Consider the following 25,691-nt stretch of genomic DNA (forward strand, 5'->3'; position numbering starts at 1 on the left):
GGTGACCGGCTCGGCAACCTCATCGGGTTTCTGGAGGACTGTCTCGATCAGATCGAGAAGCGGGTGGGTGTGCTGCGGCAGGGCTGGTCCGGTGAGGCGGCCACCGCCTACGACGACGCGCACGCCGACTGGCTTACCGGCGTGCAGGATATGAAGGACGGTCTTCTGCGGATGCAGGAGGCCGCCCGTACCGCGCACACGAACTACACCAGCGCGGCACAGACCAATGTGGCGATGCTGGGTCGCGGCCCGGCCCCCGGTGCGCAGTGACCGATACCGCCACGATCGATGTAGACCCGCAGGTCTACTACGACGCCGCTACGGCGCTCACCACAGCCTCTATGGCGTTCGCCCACGCGGTCGATGATCGGTGGTCGGCGCTGGCCGACTGCGAACAGATGGCCGGCTCCTACGATGACGCCAAAACCTGGGCCGCCGACTACGACGCCCGAGCCGGTGAGGCCATCAAAACCTCCCGAATGCTGTGGGAGGCGGCGTGGAGCTATTGCCGGCTGATCGGTGAAATGGGCCACAATCACGCGCTGGCCGACTGGGCGTCGGTGGTCAACAACACCGCCCCGCTACCGCAGTACCCGAAGATGCCCGATTGGCTCAGCATCACGTGTCGGCCCGAACTGCCCTCTGCCGGTGGCCCGGGTGAGGGTCTGGTCGTAGAGGGTCTTTCCGGCGCGGTCGATCTGCTAGACGAAGTCGGGGTGATCATTCCCGACGGCAATACCGGCAAACTCGCCAACGCCGGCCGGATCTGGTCGGAGATGGCCGCCGACCAGGCAGTGGCGAATTTCAGTGCCGAGCTGAACCGCATTGCCGACATGTTCGCCGCCGTGACCACGCCGGAAGCGCAATACATCGATGAAGACCTGCGCAAAATGGCGACCGCCACCGTAGAGGTGGTGGGCCTGATCGGCGAACTCGGTATCGCGGTCAACGATCACATGGTTTCCCTCGAAGAGCTGCGCAACAAGCTGAAAGATCAGCTCATCGCGCTCGGTATCGAGATCGGCAAAGAGGTCCTGATCGGTATCGGACTCTCGGTGATCACAGCCGGTTTCGGGGCGGCGCTGGCCACCGCCCGCGGCGCGGCCGCGGTCAAGAAGTTCGCCGGGCCGATCCGCTCGCTGGTGGTCATGTTCAAGAACGCGAAGATCACCAAAGGGGTCAAGCCCACCAACGCCCCCGCCAAACACCAGCCGACGCTGGCCGAGCTGGCAGCACGGAAACCAGCGACCACCCCGACCAAGCCGACCAGCACCGTCACCAATGCGCTCACCGAAGACGACCATATCGCCATCAACTCATACAGTGGCCAGGCGTATCAGTTCATGAACGCCTACCTGCGCAACCCGCTTGCGCCGGATGACCCCTATATCAACAGTCGTGTCAAGGCCCTCGACGAGGCGCTGGGCAAGCTGCCAAACTACGAGGGGCCCGTGGTCCGCCACACCAACCTCCCTCCGGAAGTGCTCGACAAGTACGTCCCGAATCACACCGTCATCGAAGACGGGTTTTTTTCGACCAGCCGCAACCCCAACGGCGCCTCTCCGATGTTCGAGAATGGTGCGGAGGTCGAATTTCAGGTCTTGTCCAAGACCGGCAAAGACGTCTCGGCGTACTCGAAGGAGCCGCAAGAGATGGAAGTGCTGTTTCCATCCGAGACACCGTTCATCTGCACAGAGAAGACTTTCGATCCGGTGAAGAATCGGTGGTTCATCCGCCTGATCGAGCCGTAGGAGCAAGGAGACACAGATGCCCGAACACATCGCAGGAAAGACGTTCTTGACCCCTGAAGAGGCGCGCGCCGCGGGGCGCCGCGTGCTGACCCCGGAAGAGATCGCCGAAGCAAACGCCAAATTCGACGCATGGGAGAAGACCCGCAACCCCGACGCGCCCGCCCCTGTGCCATTCGGCGGCCGGTTCTCCGATGATCTGGTGGGCACCGAATACGACCCCGAGGCCGCCGGCTACCCCGACCACATGCGCAAGGAACTGCCCCCCGACTACCCCGAGGTGCTGCGGAAGCAGTTCAAGCGGTGACCCCGGCGACGCGGGCCGATGCTTTCGCCCGCTACACCGGGGCCGGAGCACCAGAGGCTTGACCGAAGGAGGGCCGGCCATGCGGAAGCCATCGCCCGTCCGCTTAGGGCGTACCCCAGATAGACGAGTTGGTTCTAACGAGTTTGTCGACACCGCAGCCGTAAGAGATTGCCCCGGTAGATCGAGATGTACGGGTGGTCTGAGTCGAGTTACTGTTCGGCCTCGGTGAGGTTCTGCTCGAACAGCGCGAGTGCCTCAGCCGCCCGGCCAGCGGACTCGTAGTCGTAGGCGAGGTTGTTTCGAGTGGTCAGGGTGCCTGGATGGCCGAGGCCCAGAACTCGCTCACGGTCGGTGAGGGTCGTTTCGAACAGCGAGATCGCCTCGGAGAATCGCCCAGCGAGGCAGCCGGTCTGCCCCCCGTCGTCGCCCCGGTCGACGAAGCGGGGATGATCGCCACCGCCCATTCGGCACTCTATCGAGTCAGCGCCGAATACCTCTGACGAACAGGGCGATAGGAAGAAGCTGTTCGTGATTCGCCGTCGAATCAGGTGCGCCGAGCAATGCCACCGGCTCACCACCGAGCCGCAGGGGGGAACATTGCGATGTCGGCGATCCGTGGGTGGACCTGCTGGGAGGAGTCCGACGAAACACACGCCGCCCGGGCACAGGCCGCGTCATCGGCTATGTCGCACGTCGGCTCGGGTTCAGGAGAGGGTCCCGTGGTCGCGGACGGTTCGGGCGAACGCGCGAATCAGTGAGGACTCTTTCGAGGTCTGCCATGCGAAGGCCCATCGGACTGGTGGGGCATCGAGCACCGGGAGGTAGACGAGGTTGGGCCAGGGGTAGAAGCGGGCTGCCTCGGCCGGGACGGCGAGGACGGCCTGGCCGGAGACGACCGCCTTGACCTGGTCGTCCCAGCTGGAGACCGTCGGGCCACGCGTGATCGGGCGACCGGAAGGGGTACGGAACGGCTGGAACGCTGCTTCCATCGCCACGGGGACCGGCGACGTCGGGGTGACGAAGGTGAGGTCGCCGTAGTCCTCCGAACAGACCGACACGCGGTCGGCGTACGGGTGGGATGCTGCCAGCATCAGCAGAACCGGCGAGGTATGGGTGACGGGTCCGATGGTGAGGTCGGGTTCGTGGATGGGCAGCCACAGATGCGCCACGTCGATCTCGCCCGAGCGAAGCAGGGCGAACGGAGCGACCGGGTTGATGTCACGGTGGTCGACGAGGGTGTCCGGGAAGCGGGTGCGGAACTGCTCGACGAGCTTGTCGACCATCCAGCCCTGCGGTCCCATGGTGCCCAATGTCAGGGTTGCGCCGGAACCGCGGGCGGTGGCCGACACTGCGTCGATCCCGTTCACGATTTGGCGGTAGCCGGCGTCGAGTTCACGGTAGAGCCGCTGTCCAGCAGGGGTCAGGCGGACCTTACGCGTGGTGCGTTCGAACAGGGTGGTGCCGATGCGTCGTTCTTGCTGCTTGATCGCCTGACTCACCCGAGCGGGGGTGATATGCAGCCGTTCGGCGGTACGGCCGAAGTGCAACTCCTGCGCCAGCGTCAGGAAGATCTCGATATCCCGTAGCTCCACCCGTCCTCCACATTGTGAAGCCTCACGTTAACAGTGTCGTGCGGGAACGCTCCTTTTTCGATGCCTTCACAGCAATGACACTGATCAACAGCATCATCTACATGAGCATTGCCAGGGAAGGGATCGAACTTCGATGAACACCGCCTACCACATCGTCGCTGTCGTCACCGCGCTGTGGATCGGCTTCTCGGGATACTCGCTGTTCGCCAAGCAGCAGTTCGTCGTCGAGCCACTCCAGCAGTACGGTGTCCCGCGGTCGTGGTGGAACTGGCTGGCTGTGGCCAAGTCCGCCGGCGCCCTCGGATTGGTGGTGGGTCTGGCCATCCCCGCGATCGGAGTAGCGGCCGCGGTGGGACTGATCCTCTACTTCCTCGGCGCCGCGGCCACCACGGTGCGGGCACACTCCTACAAGACCACCGTGTTCCCACTGTTGTACCTCGCACCGGCCGCGGCGACACTGACGCTGCAACTGGCCGAATAAGAGCAGAAAGAGATTGCGCTGTCGCCGACGGTGGCTGCCCTGATCGGCCGGGACCCGCGGTTTCTCCACCCTTCACGACACTCGGCGGCAAGCGCCCTCACCCGCGGCAACGCCACATCGGACCGATTTCGGCGAGTGCTACGGCGAGCCCGTGCCGTGGGGCCGCGGTGCCCGGCCGTCTGCCCCCCGCCCGGCTGCCGGGAACGCGGAACGCCGCCAGGCACCGGTACCTGGCGGCGTTCCGCCGGCTGCTAAACCGCCTGCCGGCACACGGCTTCGACGTTGTTGCCGTCGGGGTCTCGCACGAACGCGCCGTAGTACGCGGGGTGGTACTCCGGCCACAGGCGGGGCCGGTGCAGAACTTCCGCGCCGGTGTCCACCGCCGCGTGGAAGAAGGCGCGTACCGCCGCTCGGCTCGGTGCGGTGAAAGCGATATGCGATTCACGGAACCCGGCTCCGGCAGGCAGCGGTCCCAGCCAGAAGGAGGGTTGGGGTGGGTTCGTACTCCCGTAGCCGATGACTTCGTCGAAGTCGATCACCCGGGTCCCTCCCAAGGGGGCGAGTATTCGATCGTAGAAGGCGGCACTGGCCGCGATATCAGCACATTGAACCGCGAGATGATCGAGCATCCGGGGCCTCCATCGTAGAACTCTCTTTCGGGCGTGCGCCCTGTTCGGCAGGACATCAATCGGCGAATATCGCGCGAGTATCGGAGTTCGGCGCGGTACCGCGTCCGTGCCGGGCCTCCTGCGTCCGAATCGGCCTCGTCGTCATGCTTTCGACCGTAATCGCGCATAGGCCAGAGAATGTCCGCAATTCGAAGTCGGCGCGACCTCGCCGACCGGCCCCGCAGTGATACCCGCGGTGGCGATTGCCGACAGTGGTCCCCGGCGACGACCTCGCCCGGCGCCCGCCGTCGGTGGTGAGGAGCCGGATCACAGCGTCGCCGGTGAGCACGGCGCCGAGGTTCACCGCGAGCTCCCGCTGCATCGCGGCCAGATCCTGGTCGGCGCAACCGCCCATGAACTGGACGCCGGCATTGTTGACCAGCATGTCGATCGGACCGTCTGCTTCCGCGGCGGCCAGTAAGGCACGGAAGCCGCTCTCGTCGGTGACATCGAGAACATGGGCGGTGGCACCGATCTCTGCGGCGGTCTGCTCCCGATCGGCTACGAACTCGGTCTGCGCGCGGACAATGTCATCGCCTCGGCCGGGATCTCCATCGGCGCCGCCGCCCTGTACGACCGCACCGGCTCCGTCGGCACCTGCGTGGTGACCACACTGTCCAACGCCCGGCGTCAGGTCGACTTCTCGACCAACCCGGCCGCCTGAAATCCCGTGGCCGGAGGATGGCCGCAAGGGTGATCTCTGTTCGCCGGAACCTCCCGCCGACCGCGCCCGAGCTCGACGAGCGACGGATACGGGTCGCTGCCGTGTCACACCGGATTACCGGACAGTTGCGTGATGTTCTTATGAGCGACGAGGGGCTCCGGGCGGAGGTGTGTGGTGAGTTTCCGGTTGGCGGCGTATGCCGTGTGTGTCGACGGCGAGCGGGTGCTGCTCGTCCGCCACGTATCGCCGGCGGGTGACACGACTTGGACCCTGCCTGGTGGCAGGGTTGAGCACACAGAGGATCCGTTCGATACGGTGGCCCGGGAGTTCGCCGAGGAAACCGGTTGCGCGGCCGCGGTCGAGCGGCTGCTGGGCGTGGACTCCAGGGTGATACCCGCTGCCGAACGGGCGGTCCCCGGTGGACCCGATCATCAGAATGTCGGCATTTTCTATCAGGTCCGCATCGCCGGCGGGCGGCTCCGGCCGGAGCCGGACGGTCGAACCGTCGACCCGACGTGGACTCCGATGGGCGAGGTCGTATCCCTGCCTCGGTCATCGCTGGTGGATATCGGCCTCGCGCTGTTCCGCACCCGTCCGGCGACCGGCCATGTGGCTCCCGTACCGGTGACCGGATCGGTGCGGCACTGACGCGGATCCTCACCGCTGTACGAGGTCGGGGCCGCAGCATCCGTTTCGTGCGCGCCGGTGCCGAGGCCGATGGTTCGAAGCAACACCGGCCGCGCTGGCGCCGGCGTGCGCGGGTGCGAGTTCTCGATGATGGGCACGGTCGGAACGGTTGCCGTGACCGCGGTTCGGCGCACCGCGGCGACCTCGAGGTCATCGGTCGATAGTGCTGCGGGACGAACCGGCGACCACGGCTCCGCGGCAGGACGGGATCGAGAACCCGAAGTGAGCGGCTCCCGATCGACCGGAGCAGGGACTTTCGCGCCGGTGCGATGCTCGACGACGCGGCAGTGAGCGCGCACAGATCCGTCGATACGGGCAGGACACGAGTTCCGCGACGACGCCGGTGTCCCGATGGGCGACCGGGAAACATCGGCCTCGGCGTCGTGGGGACGATCAGGCTGTCACATCGATGACCACCTTGCCGATAGCCCGGCCCGCGGCGACCTGTTCGAGGGCACGGGCGCTATCGGCGAGCGGGAAGGTCGCGCCGATATGCGGTGCGACCCGGCCGTCGGCGAGGAGCCCCGCCAGTTCCCGCTCGTTGCGCTCGAACTCGTCGGGCTCGATATCGCGGAACTGGAAGCCGATGATCCGCACTCCTTTGACCAGCACCAGATTCAGCGGGATTCGCGGGACCGTTCCGGAGGCGTAGCCGATAGTGACGAAGCGACCGCCGCGGCCCAGCGCGCGCAGGGCCGGTTCGGACAGGTCACCGCCGACGGGGTCCAGGACTGCGGTGGCGCCCTCGGGGACCGCCGCGCGCAGGGCTGCCCGCACATCGGTCTCCCGATGGCCGATCAGGTACTTCGCCCCGTAGGACTCCGCGGCGGCGAGCTTCTCGGGCGAAGACGTGACCGCCACCACCTCGATGCCGAGCGCGTCGGCCAGCTGTACCGCCGCCAATCCCACCCCGCCCCCGGCACCGAGTACGACCACGGTGTCACCCGCGCGCACCCGGGCCACCGACCGCAGCGCGTGGTACGCGGTGCGATAGGCGACCCCGAACGCGGCGGCGGTCCGGTCGTCCACGCCCGGCGGGATCGGCGCAAGATTCGTGGCCGGGACGACGATCTCCTCGGCGAAGGCGCCGTACAGGCCGGTACCGGACACACGGTCCCCGATCGCGAACCCCGGGCAGTCCGGGCCGAGCTCGGTGATGTGGCCCGCGAATTCGCTACCCGGGACGAAGGGCGGCGGCACGGTGACCTGGTACCGCCCGGCGATCAGCAGAACATCGGGGAAATTCGCCGCGGCCGCGCGCACCCGTATCCGCACCTGCCCGGGGCCGGGCCGGGGGAGGGGCCGCCGTTCGATCCGCAGTACCTCCGGCGACCCGTACTCGGGGCAGACCACTGCCCGCACCGTGGTCACCTGCCCTGCCACACCGGAGCGCGTTTCTCCATGAACGCCGTCGCGCCCTCCTTGGCGTCCTCGCTGGCGAAGACCACACCCTGCCAGTGCCGCAGCCGGTGCGCCGCCTTCTCGGGGTCGGTGACCGACAGGCGCACCAGTTCCTTGCAGGCGGCGACCCCCAGCGGTCCGTTCGCGGCGATCCGGTCCGCGAAACCGAGGGCGGTGTCGAGCACGTCACCGGCCGGCACCACGGCATTGATCAGGCCGATCTCATAACCGCGGGCGGCGCTGAACAATTCGCCGGTGAGCGTCCACTGCAATGCGATCCCGAGCGGAAGGCGCTCGGCGATATAGGTGCCGCCACCGCCCGGGAAGAGTCCGCGCTGCACCTCGGGCAGGCCGAATTTCGCGGTGTCGGCGGCGACGATGAGATCGCAGCCGAGCAGCAGTTCCAATCCGCCGCCGACCGCGGTGCCGTTGGCGGCCCCGACCACGGGAACCTCGACGGCCCCGCGGGTGAGGCGCTGAAAGGCCCGGTTCTCCGGGGTATCGCCGAACCCGACGTCCTCACCGCCGGAGAAGGCGCGCAGGTCCATTCCCGAGCAGAAGGCGCGGTCTCCGGCGGCGGTGAGGACCAGTGCCCGGGTGCCGGAATCCTGTTCGGCCGCCAGCACGGTGGCGCCGATACCGGCGATCAGGTTGCCGTTGAGCGCATTGCGCGCCCGCGGGCGGTTGAGGGTGAGCACGGTGACCGGACCGCGGAGCTCCACCAGGAATTCTTCATCGCTCGTGCTGTGTCCATCGGTCATGACCGAAGGCCCTCCGTGGTTACGCGGCGCTGCCGCCTCCGGGCCTGATTCGTTCATGACGTGTCCATCGGTCATGACCGAAGGCCCTCCGTGGTTACGCTGCGCTGCCGCCTCCGGGCCTGATTCGTTCATGACGTGTCGATCCGTCATGACCGCGGCCCTCCGTGGTTACGCTTCGCTGCCGTCTCCCGGCCCGACTCGTTCATGCTGTGTCGATCGGTCACGACCGAGGGCCTTCCGTGGTTACGTTCCGCTACCGCGTCCGGGCCCGACTCGTTCATGACCTGTACTCCGTCGTCTCGGTGAGTTCGGCGGCCGAGCGCATGAGTTCGGGCACGATCGGGCCGAATGATTGCAGTTTCACATCGTCGCCCGCGCGCTGGAAGCCCTGTTCCAGGACGATCGCGAGCTTCCATTTGGCCAGCACCAGGTAGTAGTCGAGATCGTCGACCTGCCGGCCCGATACCTGTGCGTAATGCGCCACCACCTGGTCGCGGGAGGGCATTCCGCGCATATCCACGTAACCCGATTCGGCCGCGTCGGGAGCCGAGGTGTCCGCCGGCCAGCTCTGTACCATCCAGGCCAGATCCAGCTTCGGGTCGCCGACGGTACCCATCTCCCAGTCGACGATGGCGGCCAGGCGGGCCGGCCCGCCCGCCCGATACATGACATTGGCGAACTGGTAATCGCCGTGCATCAGACCGGGAATGTAGTCCAGGGGCCGGTGCTCACGCAGCCAGCGGGTGGCGGTGTCCATCCCCTCGAGGTCACGGCCCTTGATCCGCTCGAAGAAGCCGGTCCATCGGGCGACCTGACGTTCGTGGAATCCGTCCGGCCGCCCCAGATCGTGCAGACCCCGCGCCCGCCAATCCACCCGGGACAGCAACGCGATGCCCTCGGCGAGCTGATAGGCCAGGCCGGCGCGGGCGGTGAGGTCGGTGTCGAACGGGGCCGGCCAGACCCGGCGATGTTCCATCGGCGACCAGCCGTCCACAAATCCCATCAAGTAGAACGTGCGGCCGAGGACCGACGGGTCGGTGCAGACGGCCACGGCGTGGGTGTGCGGAACGTCGGTACCGTCCAGCGCCTCGATGATCCGCCACTCCCGCAGGATGCCGTTGTCGCGGTCGGCCGGTGCCCCGGCCGGTGGTATCCGCAGCACACTGCGGTGTTCGCCGCGGGTGATCTCGTAGATCTCGTTCTGGGTTCCGCCCGACAGGAACCGGGTCTCCAGCGGTTCGCCCTTGCCCGGTAACCCGGCGTAGTCCATCCACTGCGCCAGCGGCGCGAAGTCGATCATTGGTTGCCTATCTCGTTTTCCAGGTAATCGGCGTATTTGGCCCGCGCCGCCTCGAGCTTGCGCGGTATCCATTCCGTGGGCCACTGATCGGCGCTGGGCCGGTGATCGCGCAGGACCTGTTTGGCGACGGTCATCTTGTGCACCTCGGTCGGTCCGTCGGCCAGACCCATCACACCGGCGCCGTGGATCATCGTGAAGAAGGGCAGCTCGTTGGTGGTGCCCAGCGCGCCGTGTACCTGCATGGCCCGCCAGGCGATATCGTGCAGCACGGTCGGCATCACGACCTTCACCGCGGCGATATCCTTGCGGACCTTCTTGTAGTCGTTGTATTTGTCGATTTCCCAGGCCGTGTACAGCACCAGCAGCCGGAACTGTTTCAGTTGGGCGTAGGAATCGGCGATATAGCCCTGCACGAACTGTTTGTCGGCGAGCCGGCTGCCGGCGGTTTCCCGGCTCAGCGCGCGTTCGCACATCATGTCCAGGGCCTTCTGCGCGAGCCCGATGGTGCGCATGGCGTGATGGATACGGCCGCCGCCGAGCCGGGTCTGCGCGATCACGAACGCCTGCCCGGCCTCGCCGAGCAGGGCCTCGGCGGGTACGCGGACATCGTCGTAGTGGATCAGCGCGTGTGAGCCGTCGTTCAGCGGTTCACCGGCCAGGCCGATATTGCGTTCGATGCGGATCCCCGGGGTGTCGGCGGGCACCAGGAACATCGACATGCCCTGGTAGGGGCTCACTTCCGGGTCCGTCACCGCCATCACGATCAGGAATGCGGCGGTGCGGGCGTTGGAGGAGAAGAACTTCCGGCCGCTGATCGCCCAGTCGTCCCCGTCGCGTACGGCGCGGGTGCGGAAGAGTGTGGGGTCGGCCCCGGCCTGCGGTTCGGTCATCGAATAGCAGGAGAAGAGTTCACCGTCGAGCAGCGGCCGCAGATACCGCTCCTTCTGAGCCGCGGTGCCGTAGTGCGCGATGATCTCGGCATTGCCGGTATCGGGCGCCTGGCAGCCGAAGACGATCGGAGCCCAGGAACTGCGGCCCAGGATCTCGTTCAGCAGCGCCAGCTCGAGCTGGCCGTAACCCTGCCCGCCCAGGTCCGGGCCGAGGTGGGTCGCCCACAGTCCCTGGTTGCGGACCCGCTGTTTGAGCGGATCGACAGCCGCCCGCCGGGCGCCCTCCAGGGGCACGAACTGCTCGTGCGGCCAGAGGAGATCCAGTGGTTCGACCTCGTCTCGTACGAACGCATCGGCCCAGTCGAGCTTCGCCTGGAAGTCGGGTTCGGTCTCGAAATCCCATGCCATTTGCGCCTCCTCTCCTGCGGTGAGAATATACTTCTTATGAAGAAGAATGCAATTCTTCCAGAGTCGGATCTGGTCGGCCGGATCGCGCGGAAGGCGGTGGCCGAGCGGGAGGCCGAATACGCCGGCGAGATCCGCCGGCTGCTGGATGCCGCACTGGATCAGGTGCGGCGGTGCGGGGCGGGCGCGCGTCCCCGGGTGGCCGATATCGTCGCCGCCGCCGGGTTGTCCAACGACGCGTTTTACCGGCACTTCCCGTCCAAGGACGCACTGATGGCGGCGGTGCTCGCCGATGGGGCGGAACGGCTGGCGGAATATGTCGCGCACCGGATGTCCAAGGAGTCCCGGCCGCGGGCCCGGGTCCGCGGCTGGGTGGCGGCCATCCTGGCTCAGGCCGAGCCGGCCCTCGCCGCCGATACGCGGGCCGTGCTGTGTCATACCGGTGCGCTCGGGGTGGACCTGGTGACCGGGCAGGCCGGCTCGGCGCCGCGACGGCTCGCGGTACTGCTCCATGCGCCGTTCGCCGAACTGGGCGTGGCCGAACCGGAATTCGTGGCCGGGCTGGTCGCCTACGCGACCGTCGGGAAGTTGTCGGAGTACCTGTGGTCGGATACCGAGCCCACCCCGGCCGAGGTCGCGCGGCTGGGCGACTTCTGTCTGGCTGCCGCCGCGGCGGCCGCCCGGACGTCCGGCTCGCCGCCATGAGGCCGGGCCGGTCCCGAGTGGAACGGACATCGGCCAAACCAGCAAACATTGCAATCCTTATTAGGATTGCCGTAGGGTACGCCCATGGACTTCACGATGGGTGCGACCGCCACGAAGCTCCGCGGCGAGCTACGCCGGTTGATCACCGACGAGGTCCCCGCCGACTATCTCGGCGCCTTCACCGACGATCCCGCGGACCTCGCCGTCGCCCAGCGTTTCTGCGCGACCCTGGCCGAACGCGGTCTGCTCTGTCCGGCCTGGCCCGAGGAATTCGGCGGCCGCGGCGCCTCGATCTGGGAGCAGACCGTGGTCCGCGAAGAGATGTGGGCGCAGCACGAACCACGCGGTGCGCAGTACATGGGCGTCAACTGGGTGGGGCCGACCATCATGCGCCACGGCACCCCGGAACAGCAGCGCAGACACCTGCCGCCGATCGCGCGCGGCGAGGTCGTCTGGTGTCAGGGCTTCAGCGAACCCGAGGCAGGTTCGGACCTGGCGTCGCTGCGCACCACCGCCCGCCGCGACGGCGCCGGGTGGACCATCTCCGGGCAGAAGATCTGGACCTCCTACGCCTCCATGGCCCAGTGGTGCTTCCTGCTCGCGCGCACCTCGAACGCCGGGCGCAAACAGCAGGGACTCACCGTCTTCCTGCTGCCCATGACCGATCCGGGCATCACTGTCCGGCCCATCGCCTCCATGCTGGGTCCGCACCATCTCAACGAAGTCTTCTTCGACGGTGTCCGGGCCACCGAGGCCGATGTGCTCGGCGAGGTGGACCACGGCTGGTCGGTGGTACAGGAGGTGCTGGCATTCGAACGCGTCGGCATTGCCCGCTACGCCCGCTGCGATCGGCTGCTGCACGCCGCACCCGAGGTTCTGGGCGAGAGCTGGGACGAGATCCCGGAAGCTCTGCGGGGGCGCTGGGCGCGCATGCTCACCCGGTGCCGCCGCGCGCGGCTGCTCGCGTACCAGGTACTGTCGCTGCAGAGTTCGGGCACGGTCGCGCCCGGGGACGCCGCCGCCTACCGGATCGCGGTGACCCGGCTCGATCAGGAGAGCGCCGAGGTGCTGGTGGAACTCGCGGCGGCGGTGCCCGGCGATTCGGCGACGCGCCGCCGGTTCCGGCGGGCCGTCCACGACCACTGGCGCTATGCGAATGCCGCGACCGTCGCGTCCGGAAGTATCGAGGTGCAACGGATTCTGCTCGCCCGCGAACTGCTGGCGGCTCCCGGGTCGGGGCGGGAGCGACCGGCGGTGGAATCCGCGGCCGCAGCGGTGCGGAGCAAGCATCGGCACGCCGGACGGGTCGGGTCGTGACCGAGGGGGAAACCGCGGCGGCGGAGAGCCGCCCGGTGTGTGGGCCGGAATCCGTGGTGGCGGCGCACAACCGCAGGGGTTGTCGCGGTCGGCGGAGGAGGACTGTGTGAGTACGTCGAACGGGTCGGCCGGCGCCGCCCACGAGGTGCGGATCGAACTCGCCGCCGAGGCCGCCGAGTTCGGTCGCGAAGTGGTGCGCGCGCTGGGCGCGGCGGGCGGGGACGAGTTGGTGCGGCGGGCCGAACAGGACCCGCGCGACCGGCAGCGGGTGGTCGAGCCGGTGCTCACCGGCCTCGGTGCCTGGGAACTGGCCCCGCGACGGGATCCCGTCGAATTGGAGGCGGCGGCCGCGCTGTGCCGTGGCGCCGGATATTGGGCCACGCCCTACCCCGTGGCGGAACGGCTGGCGCGGCCGGACGACCCGGACCACGACGGTCTGCTCGTGGTCGCGGGCGCGGAGCCCGCGGGACCGGTCGCGGGGCTGGATCTGCGCTGGGTGACCGTGACGCCCAGCGGCGCACGGGGGTCCGCACGACCGGTGCCCGGCGGTTCGGTCCGGGGCTCGGCGTTCGTCGCCCCGCTCGAGATCCGGCCGCTCGTCGGTGACGGCAGCGCGGATCTCGCGCTCGCACTGACCCTTCCGTGCTGGACGCTGCTGGGGATGCTGGACCGGGCCCTGGAGCTCGCCCGCACCCATGTGTCGATCCGGGAACAGTTCGGGCGGCCGCTGGCCCAGTTCCAAGGGGTGCAGTTCCAGCTCACCGATGCCGAGGTCGAGCGGCGGGGAGTCGACCTGCTGGCCCGGTACGCGCTGTGGAGTATCCAGACCGGCCGCCCCGAAGCGGTCGACGACGCGCTGGCATTGCGGCTGGCGGCGCTGGAGGCCGCCGATATCGTGTTCCGGACCGCGCACCAGTTGCACGGTGCGGTCGGATTCTGTGACGAGACCTCGCTGTCGTGGCTGTCCCGGTACAGCCTGCCGCTGCGCCGGTTCCCGTTCGGCGCGGTGACCACCGAACAACTGCTGGCCGGCCGTATCGGCCGGCACGGTCTGGCAGGTCTGTTCTCCGATCCGGCGGGAGTGTGAGGAACCGTGCGATACGACCTGCCCGATGTGCTCACCGTGACCGGAGAGGGCCCGGTGCGCATCGTCACCATCGATCGGCCGGCGGAACTCAACGCCGTGAACGCCGACCTGCACCGGGGGCTGGCGCAGGTCTGGCGGCAGCTGGCCGCCGACACCGAGGCCCGGGTGGTGATCCTCACGGGTGCCGGTCGAGCCTTCAGCGCGGGCGGTGATCTGGACTGGATCAGCTCGTTCGTGGACGACCCGGTGGCCCGGGACGAGAGCATCCGCGAGGGCGCGGAGATCATCGAGGAGTTGCTGCGCTTCCCGTTACCGGTGATCGCGGCGGTGAACGGCCCGGCCGTGGGTCTGGGCGCGAGTATCGCGATTCTGTGCGATATCGTCCTGATCTCCGAACGCGCCCATCTGGCCGATCCGCATATCGCCGTGGGACTTGTGGCCGGTGACGGTGGCGCGGCCCTCTGGCCGCTGCTCACCCCGATTCTGCGATCCCGCGAGTACCTCTACACCGGCGACCGGATCGACGCGGCCACCGCGGTGGATCTCGGACTGGCCAGCCGGACGGTACCGGGGGAGGAGTTACCGGCCGCGGCCCGGGCACTGGCCGAGCGGTTGGCCGGATTGCCGCAGCAGGCGCTCAGCAGTACCAAACGGGTGGTGAACATGTACCTTTCGCAGGCGCTGGCGGGGCCGCTGCAGGCCGGTTTCGCCGCCGAGGTGGTGACCATGCAGTCGGCCGACCACCGGGCGCGACTCGCGGCCCTGCGCGGGCGGGCGCGGCGATGACGCGGAGGTGACCGTGACAGACAGCGATCTCGCGGCCTTCCGGGACACCGTGCGGCAGTGGTGCCGGGCGAATATCCCCACCCGGTGGCGGGCCACCCAGACCGGTGCCACCGACGCGGAGTTCGTGGCGTTCCAGCGGGAGTGGTTCCAGCGGTTACGCGCCGCGGGGTACGCGGTGCCGCACTGGCCCCGGGAATACGGCGGCGGTATGCCGATCCCGCAGCAGATCGTGCTCTACCAGGAACTCGCGGCGCACGACGCGCCGCGGCTGGTGCTGGCGTTCGTGGCGATCCATCACGCCGCGGCCACCCTGCTCGCCGGCGGTACCGCCGAACAGCGGCAGCGCCATCTGTCCGCGATTCTCGACGGGGAACTGTGGGTGCAGGGGTTCTCGGAACCGAATGCGGGGTCGGATCTGGCCGCGCTGCGCACGGCCGCCCGGCGCGACGGTGACGACTATGTAGTGACCGGGCAGAAGGTGTGGGCCAGCGGCGCCCAGTACGCCGACTGGTGCCTGCTGCTGGCGCGGACCGACCCCGGCGCACCCAAACGCCGGGGGATCTCGTACTTCCTGATGGATATGCGTACGCCCGGGATAACGGTGCGGCCGATCCGTCAGGCCACCGGCGAATCGCATTTCTGCGAGATCTTCCTGGACGAGGTGCGGATACCGGCCGCGAATCTGCTCGGCGCCGAGAACCGGGGCTGGCAGCTGGCCCAGCAGACGCTGGGCGCCGAACGCGGCCTGACCATGCTGGAACTCGCGGAGCGGCTGGGTAATGCCGGGTTCGGTTGGCTGGTACGGGAATGCCGCACCCCCGATGCTCTCGGACGGCGGCCGGTCGACGACGGGGATATCGCCGATCGGCTGGCCCGGCTCGAGATCGAGCTGACCGGACTGCGTGCCCTGTGCCGGGATCTCGTCGAACGCCACGACGCGGGCACCGTCGGCCCGGCCGACGCCTCCGTGGTCAAGCTGTATTACAGCGAACTCCTCCAGCGGATGACCGATTTCGGGGCGGAGATCTGTGGCCTGCCGGGGCAGACCGTGCTGCGCAAGCCCATGTCGGGCGGCTGGGAATCCGGGGCCTGGGTGCTGGATTTCGTCGGCTCGTGGGAATGGACGGTGCCGGGCGGCAGCAGCGAGATCCAGCGCACCATCATCGGCGAACGCGGTCTGGGCCTGCCCAGGGAACCGGCGGGAGCGTGATGAGCGGCGAATTCACCGAATTTCATGGGGAACTTCGCAGCGTGGCCCGGGAACTGCTCGGCAAGAGTGGCGCCGCGGGCCGGATCGACTGGCCGGTGCTCGTGCGGGCCGGTTGGCCGGGTCTGGAGGTGGCGGAGGAGCACGGGGGAGCCGGGGCCGGCCTCGTCGAAGTCGGCATCCTGCTGGAGGAGGTGGGCCGGGCGGTGGCGCGCACCGCGTATCCGAGTGTGGCCGCGGCGGGTATCGGCGCCCTGGCCCTGCTCGAGCCGAATGCCCACCGGGACGCGGTGCTGCGCGAAACCGTCTCCGGCACCGCGATACCCATTGCGGTGCTGGGGGGAAATATGGTGCCGGCGGCCGGCGGCGAAACGGCTTGTGCCGGCACCGGAGGCATAGTACCCACCTTCCGGCTCACCCAAACCACCGCGGGAACGGAAATTTCCGGAAACGCGGATTTCGTGCCCGATGCTCCGGCGGCGACCACCCTGCTGATTCCCGCACAGGCGCCCGACGGCGCCGTGTGGGTGGCCGTCGTCGAGCCCGGTGCGCCCGGTGTGCGTATCGAGGAGCGGCCGGTGGTGGACGAGACCCGGTCGCTGGGCCGCGTGACGGCCCAGGGCGTCGTCCTCGCGCCGGAGGCGGTCCGGCCCTTCCGCGCCGATATCGGCTGTGGGCCGCGCGCGCTCTACGACCGCGCCGCGCTGGCGGTGGCCTGCGACAGTCTGGGAGTCGGTGCGGCCATGCTGGAGGCGACGGTCGAATACGTCCGCGTGCGGGAACAATTCGGCCGGCCGATCGGCTCCTTCCAGGCGGTCAAACACGCCTGCGCCGATATGCTCGTGGACCTCACCGTCGCGCGCCGGCTGGTGTCGGAGGCCCTGGCCGTCCCGATGGACGGTACCGCGCCCGCGCGCCGGGCCGTCTCGGCGGCGAAGGCCTTCGCCGGTGAAGCCGGGGTCCGGATCGCCGGAAAGGCCGTGCAGTTGCACGGCGGTATCGGCTACACCTGGGAGAGCGGCATCCACCGCTATCTCAAACGTGCCACGCTCGACCGCGTGCTGTTCGGTACCCCGGCCGATCACCGCCGCGCCCTCGCCGACCGCTATCGCGGGGAGCTGTCCGTCCCGGCGGGGGAGTGACCGGGGCCGAGCAGCTCGTCGACCACCCGGTGTACCTTCTCGACGCTGCTCGGCTCCTCGAGGCGCAGGGCGATATTGGCCGCGTTGAGTACGGCGTCGATCTGGAAGACCGCCAGATCCGTGTCACCGGTGCCGCGGCCCCGCCTGGCGGCGGCGAGGTCGAACTCCCGCGCGAGCGTGTGCAGCCAACCACGGCGTTGTTGCCGCAGCGCGTCGCGGACCGGCCCGGGACGGCTGTCGAACACCGGGAGATTCGCGCCCCAGAAACATCCGCCGGGGAACAGCGGTTGTGCGGCGTAGTCGATCCACCGGTCTATGAGCGCGCGCAATCGGGGGGCGCCCGCCGACGCGGCACCGGCCGGGACCACGACCGCTTCGGCGAACACCTCGCCCGCCGTCGCCACGGTGGCCAATTGCAGGGCCTCCTTGGTGCGGAACAGGGTCTGGATACCCGCTTTGCTGAGCTCGAGGTCGTCGGCGAGCCGGCCGAAGCTGAGCCCGTCCAGGCCGTCGAGGGAGGCGATGTCGACGGCGCGCCGGGTGACGATTCGCCGCGACCGTGTCCCTCGCTCCCGGCGGCGGTCGCCGTCGCGCTCACCACCGGGCCGCGGATCCGCGCTGCCGCCGGTCATCGCCGGTACCTCGCCACCGCATGCGTCGCGGGCGTCACAGCACCTGCTCGACGTGGTAGGCGACCCCGCCGTCGACCGGGTAGCCGGACCCGACCGCGACGATGTCGTTGAGAAAGGACAGCCGCGCCGATCCGGTCTCGAACAGCGGGGCGGTGCGGAAATAGTAGCGGGGCGGATCGACCCGGAATCGCGTGGCGGGATCGGCCATCTCGGCGCGGACGTCGGCCGGGATCACCCAGCGACCCCGGTAGGTCATGTACACCAGCTCCTCGTCGACGCGCAGGGTCAGCCGGACATCGAGCAGCATGGTGCCGTCGGGACGGTACAGCGCCCAGTCGCCGCCGCCGGCCACCACCTCGCCGCGTAACCGGGGTCCTTCGAACGAACCGCCCGCCGCCCCGTACAGAACTCGGCGGCCGAGTGGCCCGCCGGTCCCGAAATCCAGACGTGGATTCAGGTCCACGACCATATCGAACAGCGGCGCGGTACCGACCGCCGCGATCGGCCGCACACGCGCGTCCATCGTCGTCACCGCTCGGCCGCCGCGCTCGGCTGCCCGAACAGCCGGGCCCGCACCGTATCCGTGGATACGCCCGACTGCGCGCACAGTTCGGCCAGATCGAAGACGAAACGTTCGCTCGCGATCAGATCGTCGGCGAAGGTGAAGCCGATGAACACCGGTATCGCGGCACGCCGGCCGTTCGGTTCGGCACCGAACCGGTCGCCGGTCATGGTCATTCTCGCGGTGCCCCAGCAGATCAAGGTCTCACCGTCGTCCGCGTGCCCGTCCAGTTCGACCTGATAGTCGGGAAAGGTCGCGAAGAAACGCCGCAGTGCCCGCTCGTTGTCCGCGAGCCCGTGCGCGGTCGTCCCGAACGCCGGGGTTTCCAACCGCATATCCGGGTGGAGGAGACGCAGTGCGGCGGGCAGATCCCGGGCGCTCTTGGCGGCGGCCAGTGACCGGGCCAGTTCGAACATGCGGTGACCGTCCATCGTGCATCCTCCGGTCGTGGTAGACGCCGGGCAGGTCCCGGTGCTAAAAACATACATACGGCCGTATGTAAAAACAAGGGATGGGCGGAGCGCCCGGTTACGTCCACGGACAGAGGCAATTCACGACCTGTCCGGTGGCGTACCTGCCGACGAACGCAACGGTTCGGTATCTGCGCCTCCACATGAGACCGACGAGAAAGAGTCCGTCGCGACAGCGGGCGCCGACGGGGTGCCGGCCGGTCGTGAGTAGCGGTACCGGGTGTGGTGGCCGGGTTGTAGTGGCCCCGTGCGGCTGCTGTGCCGCGGCCGGCCGGCTACGGAGTTACTTGTGCCGCCGTCCGGCGTCCCCGCGGCCGATCTCGGCTGTACCGGCTCTCGGGTCACGCTGTATGTCGTTCCCGCGCCGACAGGGCCGTGGGCTCGGGTGCGCCCTGCCGGAACGGCTGTCCGGGTGTCGGCGTGCGTCGACGAGACCTCGCGGCTCCGCGGGCTACGGTGACTCCGCGGCGGCGAGCCGCTGGGCCGCCAAACGGCGCAGATCGCTCGATTTGATCTTGGCGCTCCCGGTCAGCGCGAGATCCTCCTCGGTGAAGAACAGGATCTCGCGCGGCACCTTGTAGCCGGCCAACCGGGCACGGAGATGATCGCGGATCGCGCCGGTGTCGAGGGTCCGGCCGGTATGGGGGACCACGCAGGCGACCACCATCTCACCGAGCGTCTCGTGCGGGACGCCGACCGTCCGGCCGATCTTCACGCCCGGATACCGGTCGAGCTCCTCGTCGACCTCGAGCGGGGAGACATTCGCGCCGCCGGTCTTGATGATGTCGGTGAGCCGCCCCTCCCAGTACAGGCGGCCCTTATCGTCGAGGTAACCGCCGTCGCCGGTGTGGAAGTAGCCGGCGTCGTCGAGGGTCTCGTCCAACGGGGTCCCGAGGTATCCGAGCATCAGGGTCGGTCCCTTGACGCAGATCTCGCCGTGCTCGCCCCGGCGCAGCGCCGCGCCGGTGAGCGGGTCGGCGATCTTCACGGTGACCCCCGGCAACGGTACCCCGCTGCTTCCGGCGATGGTCTCCTCCGGCGTGTAGGCCGGGAAACAGGTGGTGATGGTGAAGGTTTCGGTATTGCCGTAGGCGTGGCCGGGTTCGGTCCAGTCGGTATCCACGGTGGGGTGGGTGGCCAGCGCCAGGTCGCGGTCCACGAACTTCAGACTGCTCAGATCCGCTGTCTCCCAGTTGGGTGCGCCCTGGAGCTGGGCGTGCTGGTGCGGCCAGGCCACCGGGAAATTCACCCGCTGTGTCCGGATGAGGTCGAGGGTCGCGGCGGCGTCGAACAGCGATTGCAGGATCAGGGTGCCGCCGGCGGCGAGCGTCGCGCCCAGCGCCTGGGCGAAATTGCCGGACCAGAAGAAACCGTTCGCGGTCCAGCAGCGCACCTCGTCGTCGGGGCCGAATCCGAACATCCGCCGGAAGCGCCACATCTGCAGGGTGACACCGCGATGTGCGCTGCGGATACCCTTCGGTTTGCTGGTGGTGCCGGAGGAGAAGAAGAGGACCGCGGTATCGCTGGGTTGCACTGTCGCCGCGGTGGCCTCGATCAGCGCCGGGTCGGTCTCGGCGCCGCGGGCCAGGAAGGCGTCCCAGCTCTCCACTGCTCCACCCGGTACCGGGTCGCCGACCACCGCGAGGTAACGCAGGAAGGGGTACGCCGCGGAGGCGACCGCGCCGGGGGCGGCAGTGGCGAGCCCCGGTTCGAGCTCGGTGAGGAGGCCACCGAAATCCGTTTTTGCCACGCTGCGTTCGAAGAGGAGCACCGACACTCCGGAAACCCGGAGCAGATGGTCCAGTTCGGGCGCCGTGGAGAAGGTGCTGAGCGCGACCGCCACCCCGCCGGCCAGCGAGGCGCCGAAGACGGCGGCCGGCCATTCGGCACGGTTGGTCATGAGTACGCCGACCCGGCTGTCCTTGCCGACCCCGCACGCGCGCAGCGCCCGCGCCACCTCGTGGGCCCGCGCCCACAGGTCGGCATAGGTCCACTCGATACCGTCGGCAGGGGAGATGAGTGCGGTACGGGAGGCGTACTGTTCGGTGACCTCGCGCAGGAATCCGGGGAGCGTGAGCGTCCCGAGCCCCGGTTCCTCGGTCAGCGGCGGGCCCGCGACGATCGCCGCCGCCCGGTCGGGGGTGTGCTGGGGCCCGGTGCTCATCGCCGGTGGTCCTCTCTGACAGTGCTGGCGCGCGCGGCGCGGGAACCGCTCTTATCGCGGCAGTTCGACTTCGGCGGTGCAGTCGACCAGGACACCGCCGTCCTGGTTGGTGAGTTTCAGCTTCACCTGGACCAGCGGTACGCCCCAGCTCGATTCCGGGAGCTTGTCGACGATCTCGCCCTCGAAATAGGTGACATCGCCCTCGAAGGCGGGCAGGCGGAAATCGGCCTTCGTATGCCGGACCAGCCCGTCGTTACCGGCCCAGTAGGCCAGGTAGTCGGTACACCAGGCGCCCATGGTCGCCCCGTAGCCGTAGGCCCGGGCCATACCCACGTCACCGGCTTTCTCGGCGTCGATATGACCGCGCGAGGGCCCGACGTAGAGGCCGTCGCGCAGGCGCGGGTCGATCTTGGCGCCTTCTTCGTCGAAGCCGAAACCCTCTGTCCAGCCCGGGTCCTGGTAGACCCAGGGATCGTCGATCCCCGCGGGCGCGGTCCAGCGGAAGGTGCCCCAGATATTGAACAGGAAGGCGCGGTACTCGGTGGTGAAGCTGGCGATACTGTGCGGGCCGATCACCCGCCGCGGCAGTGCGTCGCCGACCTTCACCTCGTCGAAACGCGGAGACACACCGAGCCGGTTGGACATCAGCCATTCGGTGCGCAGCGCGTCCACCTCGGCGAGTTCGGCGGCCGTCCACTTCTTGATCGCCCCGAGCTGGTTCTCGTACATACCGCGCTTGTTCGCCTCCTCGGCGAGATAGCGGATCGCGGTCGAACGCTCCTTGGCGACGAGGGTGCCGTGCTGGTTGCGGTGGACGGTGTCGCCGCGCGAGAACATGGTGGGCCCGGCGAATTTCGTCTGGACCACCTTGTAGTCGTGGAAACGGCGTTCCTGGAACAGCTGGTCACCCGGCCGCACCGGGCAGCCGTAGAACCACCATTCCTCGCCACCGAAGATGAGGTGGCTGTCGGGGATACGGCCCACGCAGGCCGGCGCCGCGCCGTGCCCGTAGTCCAGCGCCACCGCGATCGACTGCGGCGCCACCAGCCCGCCGTACCGGGACGCCCGGGAGAACTCCTGATCCCAGTGCAGCGGGTTCGGGTAGTCCATCGCCATCACCCAGCGGCGGATATCGGAGGTACTGCACGGATCCCACAGCTGGCCGCCACCGATCGGCTTCCCGACCCGGTGGTCGACATCGCTGAGGTCCAGTTCGACTGTGGCGTCCGGTTTCTTGCTCACGAGAACTCCTGCTCAGCGGTTCACATCGACGACTATCCGGCCGCGGACGGTGCCCGCGAGGAAATCGTTCGCCGCCGCGACGGTCTCACCCAGGGTGATCTCGCGGGCGATCGAATCGAGTACGGCCGGATCCAGATCCCGGGCGAGCCGGGCCCAGGCGTCGAGCCGTTTCGGCCGCGGCGCCATCACACTGTCCACACCCAGCAGCGAGACGCCGCGCAGGATGAAGGGGGCCACCGACGCCGGGAAATCCATGCCCTGGGCCAGGCCGCAGGCCGCGACCGCGCCGCCGTAGCGGGTCTGCGCGCAGGCATTGGCCAGGTTGTGGCTGCCGGCGGTGTCCACGACCCCGGCCCAGCGTTCCTTCTGCAGCGGTTTGCCCTTGTCGGCGAATTCGGCGCGATCCACGACCGTGGTCGCCCCGAGTTGCTTCAGATAGGCGTGTTCGCCGGATTTGCCGGTCGCGGCGGCCACCGCGAAACCGGCCTTGGTGAGCAACGCGATCGCCACACTGCCCACGCCGCCGGTCGCGCCGGTCACCAGCACCTCGCCGCGGTCGGGGGTGAGCCCGTGGGCCAGCAGGGCATCGACACAGAGGGCCGCGGTGTAGCCGGCGGTACCGATGGCCATGGCCTGTCGCTCGGTGAATTCGGCGGGCAGAGGGATCAGCCAGTCGCCGTCGAGCCGCGCCCGCTGGGCGAGGCCGCCCCAGTGGGTCTCACCGACACCCCAGCCGTTGAGGACCACCTTGTCGCCGGGAGACCAGCGGGCGTGGCTGCTGCCGGTGACGGTGCCCGCCAGATCGATGCCCGGGATCATCGGGAACTTGCGCACCACGGGGGAGGCGCCGGTGATCGCGAGTGCGTCCTTGTAGTTGAGCGTGGACCAGGCCACCTCGATCTCGACATCGCCTTCGGGCAACCGGGCCTCGTCCACGCTGGTGAGTTCGGTCTTCGTACCCGATTCACCCTTGTCGATGAGAACTGCGGAGAACATCGGTGATGTGTTCCTTTCTCGATTCCGTTCGGTTGCCGTTCAGCTTGTCGAACGACGGTGCCGAGGGACAGGGTGCCGAGCCGGAGACTTCCGGGAGAATTATATTCTCTGAATCAAGAATCATATTTCCAGCGGTCCGGACCGGTGTCAACACCCCCGGGTCAGCGCGCGGTCCACCCACCGTCGACGACGATGGTCTGCCCGGTCACGTACCGGCCGGAATCCCCGGCCAGCCAGACGATCGCGCCCACGATGTCGGCCGCGGTGCCCTCGGTGGGCAGCGGGATATTGCGGCGCAGATAGTCGGCACCGCGTTCGCTGTCGTAGAGACTGTCGGTGATCTCGCTGCGGAAGAAGCCCGGTGCGACGGTGTTCACCCGGATCGAATGCCGGGCCCACTGCACGGCGAGTTCGGCGGTGAGCCCGGACAATCCGGCCTTGCTCGCGGCATAGGAGGCCTGCGGGATGCCGGGGATACCCACCCGTCCGCTGATCGAGGAGACATTCACGATCGAACCCCGGCCGACTGCGCGCATGGCGGGGAAGACCTGCTGCGCGAGCAGTAGCGGTGCCAGCAGATTCAGTTCCAGGGTGCGCCGGATATCGGTCAGTGATTCCGCTTCCGCGCCCGCGGTGCCGAAACGGTTACCGGCCGCGTTGACCAAGATCTCCGGCGGGCCCAGCGCGTCGGTGACCGCCGGCACGATCTCGGCGATCCGCTCGGGGTCGCCCAGATCGCATTCCACGGCCAGGCCGTCGATCTCGGTTGCCAAGGACTCCAACCGGTCCCGGCGCCGTGCCACCACCGCGACCCGTGCGCCGAGTCCGGCCAGCGCCCGGCTCACCGCCGCGCCCAGCCCGGACGATCCGCCGGTCACGACGGCCGCTCTGCCGTCGAGCTCGAAGGGGCGCACGGCCGCCGCGCGATCGCCGCTCACGCCGGGTCCTGCCGCGCGATCAGGCCGGCGAGCTCGGTGCGCACCACCTTGCCCATGGCATTGAGCGGTAGCGCGTCGACCGCGGCCCAGACCTCGGGAACCTTGTACCCGGCGAGCTCACCGCGGCAGTGATCGGCCAGTTCCGCGAAATCCACCGGCCGGCCGTTCGTTTCGATCACAGCGGCCACCTGCTGCCCGAGCCTTTCGTGCGGCACTCCGCATACCGCCGCCCGGCCGACGGCCGGATGGGCCGCCAGCACCCGCTCCACCTCGAGCGGGTAGATATTCGCGCTACCGCGGAGGATGACCATCTTCTTGCGGTCGAGTACGGTGAGCCAGCCGTCCGCGTCGACGGTGCCGATATCCCCGGTGGCGACCGGCCCCTCCGGTGCGGGCTGTACTTTCCCCTCCGACCAGTACCCGAGCATCGGCCGCCACAGTCCGGCCCACGGCCCGTCCGTGCGGCCCGCCAGCCGCAACTCGCCGAGTTCGCCCGGCGGCAGCCGGTTTCCGTCGTCGTCGTAGGCGGCGACATCGTAGTGCGGCAGGACCCGGCCGGCGGCCCGCGGCCGCCACTGGGCACCGGGCGGATCGATGGCGACCACGGTCGGCGCTTCGGTGAGGCCGTAGGTCACCCGCGGTATCGGGCCGTGCGCCTGCGCGAATGCCGCTCGGAGGGTGTCCGGGGTGTCGCTGCCGCCGCTCCACACCTCCCGCAGCGAACCCAGGTCGAGGTCCGCGCGGGCGGCCAGATCGTAGAACTGGGCCGGGGCGCCGTTCCAGACCGTCACCTTACGGGTGGCGATCCATTGCGCGACCCCCGCGACATCGCGGCGGTCCATGATCACCGCGCATCCGCCGGCCTGAGCGGTGAGCAGGGTGGACAGGACCATGAGATTGAGGATGGTCAGCGGGAAGCTGTCGCCCTTACGCAATTCGGGGCCCCACCCGCGGGTGGCGACCAGTACGGCCCCGGGTAGCAACAGATTGCGCTGACTGTGGACGACCGCTTTCGGGCGCCCCGAGGTACCGCTGGTGAACGCGATCGCGGCCGGTGCCTCCGGATCATGCGTGATCGCGGGGGCCGCCGGGGCCCGCAGCGCGGCGGCCCAGCGAGCCGGATCGACCCGCGCGGGGGTATCGAGTGTGCAGCGGGGTCCCGCCAGAACGACGCGCGGCTCGATCAGATCGTGCAGATACCGCTGTTCGGCCGGGGCGAGCGCTTCGCCGATACCCGCCCAGATCGCCCCGATCCGCTGCGCGCCGTGGAAGGCGGCCACGATCGGCAGGTCGTTGGGCAGGCAGGCCGCGACCCGGTCGCCGGGGCGGACGCCGAGCGACCACAGCGCTCCGGCGGCGGCATGGGCTTGTTCGTCGAGTTCACGGTAGGTCCAGGAACCCGATACCGCCTCGACGGCAACCGCTTCGGGGTTCGCCGCGAGGGCGGGTTCGAGTACCTCGGCGACGGACGCCGGAATCGCGGGCACGCCGGCGCCGCTGCCGGGCCCGGCGTTCTCGCCATTGAAACTGGGCACCCAT

28 protein-coding genes are annotated in these 25,691 nt (G+C 68.9%); 12 read left to right on the forward strand and 16 right to left on the reverse strand.

Annotation, left to right across the window (positions count from 1 at the left end):
- The 3 genes from NS4_RS08505 to NS4_RS08515 form a co-directional block, all read left to right on the forward strand.
- Positions 1 to 270 (forward strand): WXG100 family type VII secretion target (locus NS4_RS08505; RefSeq protein ID WP_063058971.1); only part of this gene is annotated, 270 nt, incomplete at its 5' end.
- On the forward strand, positions 267 to 1,751 hold the full coding sequence (locus NS4_RS08510; RefSeq protein ID WP_063058972.1) for an ADP-ribosyltransferase: 1,485 nt from the start codon (positions 267 to 269) through the stop codon (positions 1,749 to 1,751). The genes NS4_RS08505 and NS4_RS08510, both read left to right, overlap by 4 nt.
- 16 nt (positions 1,752 to 1,767) lie before the next feature.
- A complete protein-coding gene (locus NS4_RS08515) occupies positions 1,768 to 2,055 on the forward strand; it encodes a hypothetical protein (RefSeq protein WP_063058973.1) in 288 nt (95 codons plus the stop codon).
- Between the two features lie 209 nt (positions 2,056 to 2,264).
- Here NS4_RS08515 and NS4_RS08520 read toward each other — a convergent pair whose 3' ends face one another.
- Entirely contained in the window at positions 2,265 to 2,519 is a 255-nt protein-coding gene (locus NS4_RS08520) for a tetratricopeptide repeat protein (RefSeq protein ID WP_063058974.1), read from the reverse strand.
- 240 nt (positions 2,520 to 2,759) lie between these two features.
- A complete protein-coding gene (locus NS4_RS08525; RefSeq protein ID WP_063058975.1) occupies positions 2,760 to 3,647 on the reverse strand; it encodes a LysR family transcriptional regulator in 888 nt (295 codons plus the stop codon).
- Between the two features lie 133 nt (positions 3,648 to 3,780).
- Here NS4_RS08525 and NS4_RS08530 point away from each other — a divergent pair, with 133 nt between their 5' ends.
- Entirely contained in the window at positions 3,781 to 4,128 is a 348-nt protein-coding gene (locus tag NS4_RS08530) for a DoxX family protein (RefSeq protein ID WP_063058976.1), read from the forward strand.
- A 251-nt stretch (positions 4,129 to 4,379) separates the two neighbouring features.
- Here NS4_RS08530 and NS4_RS08535 read toward each other — a convergent pair whose 3' ends face one another.
- Both NS4_RS08535 and NS4_RS33295 read right to left on the reverse strand, forming a co-directional pair.
- A complete protein-coding gene (locus NS4_RS08535; RefSeq protein WP_063058977.1) occupies positions 4,380 to 4,757 on the reverse strand; it encodes a VOC family protein in 378 nt (125 codons plus the stop codon).
- Positions 4,758 to 4,812: 55 nt separating this feature from the next.
- The gene (locus NS4_RS33295; protein ID WP_245665190.1) at positions 4,813 to 5,325 is read right to left on the reverse strand and encodes an SDR family NAD(P)-dependent oxidoreductase; all 513 of its coding nucleotides are present in this window, start codon (positions 5,323 to 5,325) and stop codon (positions 4,813 to 4,815) included.
- Between NS4_RS33295 and NS4_RS32095 the strand changes: the two genes are divergently transcribed.
- Together NS4_RS32095 and NS4_RS08550 are read left to right on the forward strand one after the other, a co-directional pair.
- Positions 5,254 to 5,460 carry a hypothetical protein gene (locus NS4_RS32095; protein WP_063058979.1) on the forward strand — a complete coding sequence of 69 codons (207 nt, stop codon included), beginning with the start codon at positions 5,254 to 5,256 and terminating at the stop codon, positions 5,458 to 5,460. The genes NS4_RS33295 and NS4_RS32095 overlap by 72 nt on opposite strands.
- Positions 5,461 to 5,634: 174 nt before the next feature.
- Positions 5,635 to 6,108, forward strand: coding sequence for an NUDIX hydrolase (locus NS4_RS08550; RefSeq protein WP_063058980.1), 474 nt, complete (start codon positions 5,635 to 5,637; stop codon positions 6,106 to 6,108).
- Positions 6,109 to 6,540: 432 nt separating this feature from the next.
- On the opposite strand, the gene NS4_RS08555 is transcribed toward NS4_RS08550, so the two are convergent.
- The 4 genes from NS4_RS08555 to NS4_RS08570 all read right to left on the reverse strand — a co-directional run bounded on the left by NS4_RS08555 (position 6,541) and on the right by NS4_RS08570 (position 10,907).
- On the reverse strand, positions 6,541 to 7,509 hold the full coding sequence (locus NS4_RS08555; protein ID WP_063059033.1) for an NADPH:quinone oxidoreductase family protein: 969 nt from the start codon (positions 7,507 to 7,509) through the stop codon (positions 6,541 to 6,543).
- A 5-nt stretch (positions 7,510 to 7,514) separates the two neighbouring features.
- Entirely contained in the window at positions 7,515 to 8,309 is a 795-nt protein-coding gene (locus tag NS4_RS08560) for an enoyl-CoA hydratase-related protein (RefSeq protein WP_063058981.1), read from the reverse strand.
- Positions 8,310 to 8,586: 277 nt separating this feature from the next.
- On the reverse strand, positions 8,587 to 9,609 hold the full coding sequence (locus NS4_RS08565; RefSeq protein ID WP_063058982.1) for a phosphotransferase family protein: 1,023 nt from the start codon (positions 9,607 to 9,609) through the stop codon (positions 8,587 to 8,589).
- Positions 9,606 to 10,907, reverse strand: coding sequence for an acyl-CoA dehydrogenase family protein (locus tag NS4_RS08570; RefSeq protein ID WP_063058983.1), 1,302 nt, complete (start codon positions 10,905 to 10,907; stop codon positions 9,606 to 9,608). The genes NS4_RS08565 and NS4_RS08570 overlap by 4 nt, the downstream gene beginning before the upstream one ends.
- A gap of 36 nt (positions 10,908 to 10,943) precedes the next feature.
- Here NS4_RS08570 and NS4_RS08575 point away from each other — a divergent pair, with 36 nt between their 5' ends.
- From NS4_RS08575 to NS4_RS08600, 6 genes are all read left to right on the forward strand, one after another.
- Positions 10,944 to 11,609 (forward strand): TetR/AcrR family transcriptional regulator, encoded by a 666-nt coding sequence (locus NS4_RS08575; RefSeq protein ID WP_063058984.1) that lies wholly within the window; start codon positions 10,944 to 10,946, stop codon positions 11,607 to 11,609.
- A gap of 84 nt (positions 11,610 to 11,693) precedes the next feature.
- On the forward strand, positions 11,694 to 12,926 hold the full coding sequence (locus tag NS4_RS08580) for an acyl-CoA dehydrogenase family protein (protein ID WP_084487030.1): 1,233 nt from the start codon (positions 11,694 to 11,696) through the stop codon (positions 12,924 to 12,926).
- 145 nt (positions 12,927 to 13,071) lie between these two features.
- Positions 13,072 to 14,013 (forward strand): acyl-CoA dehydrogenase family protein, encoded by a 942-nt coding sequence (locus tag NS4_RS08585; protein ID WP_063059034.1) that lies wholly within the window; start codon positions 13,072 to 13,074, stop codon positions 14,011 to 14,013.
- 6 nt (positions 14,014 to 14,019) lie between these two features.
- Positions 14,020 to 14,799, forward strand: a complete 780-nt coding sequence (locus tag NS4_RS08590; RefSeq protein ID WP_063058985.1) for an enoyl-CoA hydratase/isomerase family protein — start codon at positions 14,020 to 14,022, stop codon at positions 14,797 to 14,799.
- Between the two features lie 13 nt (positions 14,800 to 14,812).
- Positions 14,813 to 16,009 carry an acyl-CoA dehydrogenase family protein gene (locus tag NS4_RS08595; protein WP_063059035.1) on the forward strand — a complete coding sequence of 399 codons (1,197 nt, stop codon included), beginning with the start codon at positions 14,813 to 14,815 and terminating at the stop codon, positions 16,007 to 16,009.
- Entirely contained in the window at positions 16,009 to 17,148 is a 1,140-nt protein-coding gene (locus NS4_RS08600) for an acyl-CoA dehydrogenase family protein (RefSeq protein WP_063058986.1), read from the forward strand. Before NS4_RS08595 ends, NS4_RS08600 begins: the two co-directional genes overlap by 1 nt.
- Here NS4_RS08600 and NS4_RS08605 read toward each other — a convergent pair.
- The 8 genes from NS4_RS08605 to NS4_RS08640 all read right to left on the reverse strand — a co-directional run bounded on the left by NS4_RS08605 (position 17,112) and on the right by NS4_RS08640 (position 25,687).
- The gene (locus NS4_RS08605; RefSeq protein WP_063058987.1) at positions 17,112 to 17,780 is read right to left on the reverse strand and encodes a TetR/AcrR family transcriptional regulator; all 669 of its coding nucleotides are present in this window, start codon (positions 17,778 to 17,780) and stop codon (positions 17,112 to 17,114) included. The two genes, NS4_RS08600 and NS4_RS08605, sit on opposite strands and share 37 nt — an antisense overlap.
- 34 nt (positions 17,781 to 17,814) lie before the next feature.
- The gene (locus tag NS4_RS08610) at positions 17,815 to 18,303 is read right to left on the reverse strand and encodes a DUF3237 domain-containing protein (protein WP_063058988.1); all 489 of its coding nucleotides are present in this window, start codon (positions 18,301 to 18,303) and stop codon (positions 17,815 to 17,817) included.
- Between the two features lie 5 nt (positions 18,304 to 18,308).
- Positions 18,309 to 18,773, reverse strand: coding sequence for an ester cyclase (locus NS4_RS08615; protein ID WP_063058989.1), 465 nt, complete (start codon positions 18,771 to 18,773; stop codon positions 18,309 to 18,311).
- Between the two features lie 490 nt (positions 18,774 to 19,263).
- Entirely contained in the window at positions 19,264 to 20,976 is a 1,713-nt protein-coding gene (locus NS4_RS08620) for a class I adenylate-forming enzyme family protein (RefSeq protein ID WP_063058990.1), read from the reverse strand.
- Positions 20,977 to 21,027: 51 nt separating this feature from the next.
- Positions 21,028 to 22,218 (reverse strand): MaoC family dehydratase, encoded by a 1,191-nt coding sequence (locus NS4_RS08625; protein WP_063058991.1) that lies wholly within the window; start codon positions 22,216 to 22,218, stop codon positions 21,028 to 21,030.
- Positions 22,219 to 22,230: 12 nt separating this feature from the next.
- Positions 22,231 to 23,214: an acrylyl-CoA reductase (NADPH) gene (gene acuI / locus NS4_RS08630; RefSeq protein ID WP_063058992.1), complete on the reverse strand. Its 984-nt coding sequence runs from the start codon at positions 23,212 to 23,214 to the stop codon at positions 22,231 to 22,233.
- Between the two features lie 161 nt (positions 23,215 to 23,375).
- Positions 23,376 to 24,152 (reverse strand): SDR family NAD(P)-dependent oxidoreductase, encoded by a 777-nt coding sequence (locus NS4_RS08635; protein ID WP_063058993.1) that lies wholly within the window; start codon positions 24,150 to 24,152, stop codon positions 23,376 to 23,378.
- Entirely contained in the window at positions 24,149 to 25,687 is a 1,539-nt protein-coding gene (locus NS4_RS08640; protein WP_084487032.1) for a class I adenylate-forming enzyme family protein, read from the reverse strand. Before NS4_RS08640 ends, NS4_RS08635 begins: the two co-directional genes overlap by 4 nt.
- Positions 25,688 to 25,691: the final 4 nt, after the last annotated feature.

The sequence above is a fragment of the Nocardia sienata NBRC 100364 genome, from assembly GCF_001613205.1.
Classification (GTDB): domain Bacteria; phylum Actinomycetota; class Actinomycetes; order Mycobacteriales; family Mycobacteriaceae; genus Nocardia; species Nocardia sienata.